Source organism: Devosia sp. (assembly GCF_017307565.1).
Taxonomy (GTDB): Bacteria; Pseudomonadota; Alphaproteobacteria; order Rhizobiales; family Devosiaceae; genus Devosia.
The window spans coordinates 1-5,320 of record NZ_JAFKHD010000163.1 but is presented as its reverse complement, the minus strand read 5'-3'; the positions used below and the strand labels follow the sequence as shown (position 1 = coordinate 5,320).

Below are 5,320 nucleotides of genomic sequence, written 5' to 3'. Positions count from 1 at the left end.
GTTGCGCGATTTGTTGTCCGGGCTCTACTCGATCCCCGATCTCGACCGAACGGCTGATCACCCGACCAAAGGTGCGGAAGCTAAGGGTAGCCTCGTAGCGCGCTACTACTTCACCGGCAAACCGGTCCGCCGCCTGACCTTCGAGCGCCATTGTCTTGGTCAGAACTGGCCGAACGGCTTGCGCTTCTTCGGTGCTCTCAGGGGCAGGTTGGCACCCAACCAGGGTAAGCACCATGACTAGGCTGGTGGCTGCAAAATAGCGGTTCATCATTGTTCTTGTTTCACACGAACGGGTTGGCCGGGAAATAAAAGGTTCGCTCCGGCGGTGACTACCAAGTCCCCAGGTGAAATGCCGCCGCTGATTACCAAAGAATCATTGTCGAAGGCCGCAAGTTCAACCTTGCGTCTAGTGGCCACGTGACTTTGAGGGTCAATCACCCAAACGGCAGCAAGGGCATCTTCAGACGTCAGGGCCGATGCAGGCACGACAACGGCTTGAATGGTTGCGTAAATCCCGCTTGTTGTCACCACGGATCCGAGGGACATCGCCTCCGGAGGCGAGCTGACGGTCATTTTGATTTCCACGCTTCCAGTGGATTTATTAATGGTTGGCGAGATTTCGCTAAGCGTAGCAGCGGCTGTTGAGCTTGCATCGTTCACAGATCGAACGACAAAACTCTGGGCAGCCAAGGCATCGCTCAAAACACCCTCATCGACTGCAAAGACTGCCTCGCGAGGACCGTCCGCAGCAACGGTGTACGCTGGCTGTCCAGCTTGTATCACCTGCCCCACTTCGATCTGTCGATCAATGATCGTTCCTTTGACGAAAGCTCGGAGCGAGGTCTGATCGATCGCTTCTGCAGAGCGCTCGAGCGTAACCTGCGCGGCATCCACGGCGCTACTTGCCGTAGAAACAGCTTCGGACGCGGAGTCATATGAACTTTGCGTGGTGAGGCCCTGGTCCAGCAGACCCTGCTGCCTGCCCAAATTCGTTCTTGCCTGATCGAGAGCGAACTGCGCTGCTTCCAAAGCCGCCTGTGCCGCATCCCGATCGGCAGCTTGCTCAGATGAACTCAAACGAGCCAGAATTTGGTTCACGTCGACTTTGTCCCCCACTTCCACAAAGCGCTCAACGACTTGACCACTTGTTTGGAATGCGAGGTCTGTCGAAGTATTTGCCCTTATCTCACCCGTCAGCGTGATGCGCGACGAGTAGTCGCTTAACTCAGCAACTACAGCATCAACGAGAAGTGGCTTTTTCTCAGGCGTTTCCGCAGCTGGCTGACAACCGGCCAGAACTCCAGCGCAACAGAGCAGGGCTATTGCCTTCCTCGTTGTTCTTGAAGCAGAGGGTAGGCGCAGGTGAGTTGCCGTCATGAATCCACTCCGATCAGTAGGCAAAATATAGATTTGACTAAATGGATAGTCAATGAAAATGTGCCGCTAGATCGCTATGCTAGTTTTATGAGCGTAAACAAAGATGGAGCAGCCGAATGGCACTTACCGGCACGCGAGCAGAACGCAAACAGGCAAGACCACGCGAGATTTTACAGGCGGCCTTCGAGGAATTCTCTTTGCGAGGATATGCGGCGACCAGCGTCGAACATATTGCCGACCGGGTCGGAGTGACCAAGGGAACGATCTACGTATACTTTTCTAGCAAGGAAAACCTGTTCGAGAGCATGGTTTCCGAACTCGCACAGCCTTCGATCGACAGCTCTTTCTATTTGAGCGCCTTGTACCGCGGGGCCGCAATCGACACGCTAACTGCGTTCTTGCGCGATCTTTACAAAGCCATGGTGCAAGATCGATACATGAGTGAAATCAGCCGTTTTTTGGTGGCAGAAGCCAATTCATTCGGTGACCTGAGGCGAAAGTATCGAGAGGCCTTTGCTTTGCCGGTTCTTGCCACCGTGCAGGCCATTGTGGAACACGGCTGTGAAACAGGTGAGTTTCGAGGGGAAGCGGCTGACCTGGATCCCTTCCTGTTAATCAGTCCGCTGTTGGGCTTGAACGTAGCAAGGCATATCGATCCCGAGTTCAAGGTCGCAACAGAGCAATTTGTTGAACAGCACATACTGTTCATCCGCTACTTTCTTGAAAAACGCGGAACCGGAAGATGAGCTTCACGAAAGCTGGCTGGGGCTTGCCATGATGCTGCGCAACAGTGTTATGCCCCAACGATGTGCGAGCTGTTCATCCGCTTGGTCAGCGTAATGCAGTTCTTCGGTGGCCTGGTCAGTCCCTCGCGCGCTTTTTTAAAGCTGACACCGGCAGCATTTGTCTGTAGGTCGTGCGGGTGGCCCCCATGATCCTTCATGGCTTGGATGGAAGTTGGTGTTTTACCGTGAACATAGGCCTTCCGGCGCTGTCAATTTTGATTTTGCGGACGCAGTCGCATCGCACCGATTAATCCGGTTAAAGTATTTTGTTAGCAGTGTTTTCGCATACTTGGAGCTTCTACTGCCGCTTTCACTATCTTCGCAAAAACGTCCTATTTCCGAATGGGTCGGAATCGGCACAGTCAAGCCCTTCAGTATGACCTCATCGCTATTGGCGTTCAGCCAAGGCTGCTTCCCCATGTGGACTTCAGTTCCAAACCGCTCTGTCTAGATCGCGTTGATCCCGGTTTTGACTGAGTTTCGATTTGCGATCATGCTGGTCACCAAAACTCGGAATGCGACGATCTTGCCGACCTCGTCGAGCATGTATCCAGCTGGCGAATTGGCCATTCGCTACGCCTTGTCGCTGTTGACGCGGCGTTCTTGTTTCTGGGTCAACAGGCAAATCGCCGCCTTCTTGCTGCGTACATCATACTGGTACTTTATCGTGCCATGGATGTGGAGGACTTGGTAATTCCAAGTCGGCACATGGCGATGATATTCCTGCTTTGATGGATATCTGTTGGTGAGATGTATCGACACCGCGAAAGATGACCGGAACCTACTGACCATCTCCAACGATGCAATGATTTTGGCCAAGGCAAAGTGGCCGATCAAGTCGCCACCCTTGTCGAGCATGAGCGGCACGTGGTTGGCGACCAAGCCCTCCGCACTATGTGCAACCACGCAGGCCAAGGGAGCGCCGGAGATGATTGACGCAATTTCGGCAGGGTCAACTTCCTTGAAGTGGTCGGGTAGATACATCAGTGCTCGATGAGGGAAGGTCATGCGCCGCTGATGAGCTTAAGTGCGATCAGCCACATCAGGAAAGCAATCATAGCTTCCAGAATGCGCCAAGCCGCAGGTTTAGCGAAGATCGGGCGCAGGAGTGCCGCGCCAAAGCCTAGGGTAAAGAAGAACAGGAAAGATCCTGTGACTGCCCCAGCGGCAAAGGCAAACTGTTGCCCCCCAAACTGGGTGGAAATGGAGCCGAGTAGTACGACCGTGTCGAGATAGACATGAGGATTGAGCCAGGTCAGGGCGAAGCACGCCAGCAGCGTTGGCAGAAGCGGTTTCGCGCTGCGGTCGCCTTCGACGGAGAGGGTGCTTGTCGAACGCAGTGCTGACATCAGGCTCTTGGCGCCGTACCACGTTAGGAACGCTGCGCCGCCTATACGCATGACCGGATCGACCCAGGGCAGCCAACTCGCGATCTGCCCAACACTGGTGACACCGACGACGATCAACACGGCGTCGGACACTGCACAGGCTAGGCATACGGCCAGCACGTGCTCGCCTTTCAAACCCTGGCGTAGAACGAAGGCATTCTGCGCACCGATGGCCACGATGAGGCTGAGGCTTACTCCGAGGCCAGTAAAGAAAACCGATGGAGTCATTGTGATGCAGCATGTGTCATTCCGGTTGCCGTAGTCGCCACACATGCATTAGACAAATTAAACAAACTAACGCCGCATAAGGCGAGCTACACATGCTGGATTACAATGCGGCCTATGCGGTCGCGACGATCGTGCGCACTGGCAGTTTCGAAAAAGCCGCAAAAGCTCTCAATGTGACCTCTTCTGCTATTTCACAGCGGGTGAAGCAGCTGGAAGAACGAATGGGAGCCATCTTGATCGAGCGTGGCACTCCTTGCCGCGCCACCGACAAGGGTGCCTGGCTTTGTCGGCACATGGAGATGGTCGGGCAACTGGAGAACAACCTGCTCGCGCAACTGCCGGAGCTGGGGGATCCTTCGATTGGACCGGTAACGGTCGATGTGGCTGTGAACGCGGATAGTCTCGGAACGTGGTTCCTGCTAGCGATGGCGGCGTTCACCCAGCTGTCCGATGTCCTTCTCAATATCGCTGTCGACGATCAGGATCACACAGCCGATTGGTTGAGACGAGGCCGAGTTCTCGCCGCCGTTACGTCGATGTCCGAGCCAGTCGCGGGATGCTCGGTAACGGCGTTGGGGCAGTTGCGCTATGTTGCGACCGCAAGTCCAGAGTTCATCAGCAGGCATTTTGCAGATGGGGTCACCGCAGACGCGATGGTGCATGCACCCGTGATCACCTTCAACCATAAGGACACGATGCAACAGGATTGGCTCGCAGCCAATTTTACATCGCCCCCGGCGCCGCCGACCCATTGGCTTCCTTCAACGCACGGATTTGTCGAAGCCTGCCTGCTTGGCATAGGCTGGAGCCTCAATCCGATCAATCTGGTTCAGGCCCATATCGAGGCGGGGCGGCTTGTTGAGCTCATCCCGGGCGCGACAACGGATATAGCCCTATACTGGCAGGTGGGTCGTTGGGGCCAGTTTCCTGAGTTGACGCGCCAAGTTGTCAACGCGGCAAAGCTCTCACTGCGGTAGCTCGGAATGAACGGCGGCTTCTAGGTAGGTCAATTCGGCCCGCAAATGTCCGAAAGGGGGTCGGAAGCTGTCCCTTAATACCCGGCGGGGCAGGGGCACCGGGACTCGATCTGCCTCGGTGCCGTCTCGAGCGACAGCGGTCTGCGTTTAGCGGGAGCCTTGCGCTCGCTCGCCAAGCTCAAGCTACTGGCAGAAGACGGCACCGATGACGGGCCTCGATCTTCCCTTCTACCCGCTGGCCAAGATAAGGCTGACCAGATGAACACTCGCCCGATCCGCGTCCCGGCGATCGAGAATCCGCAACGTCGCGCCCGCCGACTGGCGCGCGCCGCGGTCAGAGCCGAGCACCGGGCATTTTTAGAGAGCTTTGTTCGGCAGGTCGCCGAGATTGAAGCGCGGCTGGTACAAGAAGAGCGGCTGCCCCCGCCAGCAATCCACCAGGTCAGAGCCGACGGACTATGACCCCAAAGAAACGACCGGACCCGATTGCGGTCGCCGCTGTCATGCGGCGCGCTGGCGGGTCGATGCCGCGTGCGCGACGTTCGCGATTTCTGATCAGTCGATG

At 56.1% G+C, this 5,320-nt stretch carries 6 protein-coding genes; 3 read left to right on the top strand and 3 right to left on the bottom strand.

From position 1 onward, the window contains the following. Window positions 1–241 (top strand): hypothetical protein (locus J0I64_RS04515; RefSeq protein WP_291406417.1); only part of this gene is annotated, 241 nt, incomplete at its 5' end. 26 nt (window positions 242–267) lie between these two features. On the opposite strand, the gene J0I64_RS04510 is transcribed toward J0I64_RS04515, so the two are convergent. After that, window positions 268–1,377 (bottom strand): efflux RND transporter periplasmic adaptor subunit, encoded by a 1,110-nt coding sequence (locus J0I64_RS04510; RefSeq protein ID WP_291406416.1) that lies wholly within the window; start codon window positions 1,375–1,377, stop codon window positions 268–270. A gap of 116 nt (window positions 1,378–1,493) precedes the next feature. Here J0I64_RS04510 and J0I64_RS04505 point away from each other — a divergent pair, with 116 nt between their 5' ends. Continuing rightward, window positions 1,494–2,123, top strand: coding sequence for a TetR/AcrR family transcriptional regulator (locus J0I64_RS04505; protein ID WP_291406415.1), 630 nt, complete (start codon window positions 1,494–1,496; stop codon window positions 2,121–2,123). Between the two features lie 612 nt (window positions 2,124–2,735). Here the strand turns inward: J0I64_RS04505 and J0I64_RS04500 are convergent. Further along, complete coding sequence (locus J0I64_RS04500; protein WP_291406414.1) at window positions 2,736–3,146, bottom strand: FMN-binding negative transcriptional regulator; 411 nt, start codon at window positions 3,144–3,146, stop codon at window positions 2,736–2,738. A 20-nt stretch (window positions 3,147–3,166) separates the two neighbouring features. After that, window positions 3,167–3,778 carry a LysE/ArgO family amino acid transporter gene (locus J0I64_RS04495; protein WP_291406413.1) on the bottom strand — a complete coding sequence of 204 codons (612 nt, stop codon included), beginning with the start codon at window positions 3,776–3,778 and terminating at the stop codon, window positions 3,167–3,169. A 92-nt stretch (window positions 3,779–3,870) separates the two neighbouring features. Here J0I64_RS04495 and J0I64_RS04490 point away from each other — a divergent pair, with 92 nt between their 5' ends. Beyond that, entirely contained in the window at window positions 3,871–4,755 is an 885-nt protein-coding gene (locus J0I64_RS04490; protein WP_291406412.1) for a LysR family transcriptional regulator ArgP, read from the top strand. Window positions 4,756–5,320 lie beyond the last annotated feature (565 nt).

Bases quoted from the DNA above. Each gene is read 5' to 3' on its own strand.
- J0I64_RS04510 (WP_291406416.1), bottom strand. From the start codon at position 1,377: ATGACGGCAACTCACCTGCGCCTACCCTCTGCTTCAAGAACAACGAGG.
- J0I64_RS04505 (WP_291406415.1), top strand. From the start codon at position 1,494: ATGGCACTTACCGGCACGCGAGCAGAACGCAAACAGGCAAGACCACGC.
- J0I64_RS04500 (WP_291406414.1), bottom strand. From the start codon at position 3,146: ATGTATCTACCCGACCACTTCAAGGAAGTTGACCCTGCCGAAATTGCG.
- J0I64_RS04495 (WP_291406413.1), bottom strand. From the start codon at position 3,778: ATGACTCCATCGGTTTTCTTTACTGGCCTCGGAGTAAGCCTCAGCCTC.
- J0I64_RS04490 (WP_291406412.1), top strand. From the start codon at position 3,871: ATGCTGGATTACAATGCGGCCTATGCGGTCGCGACGATCGTGCGCACT.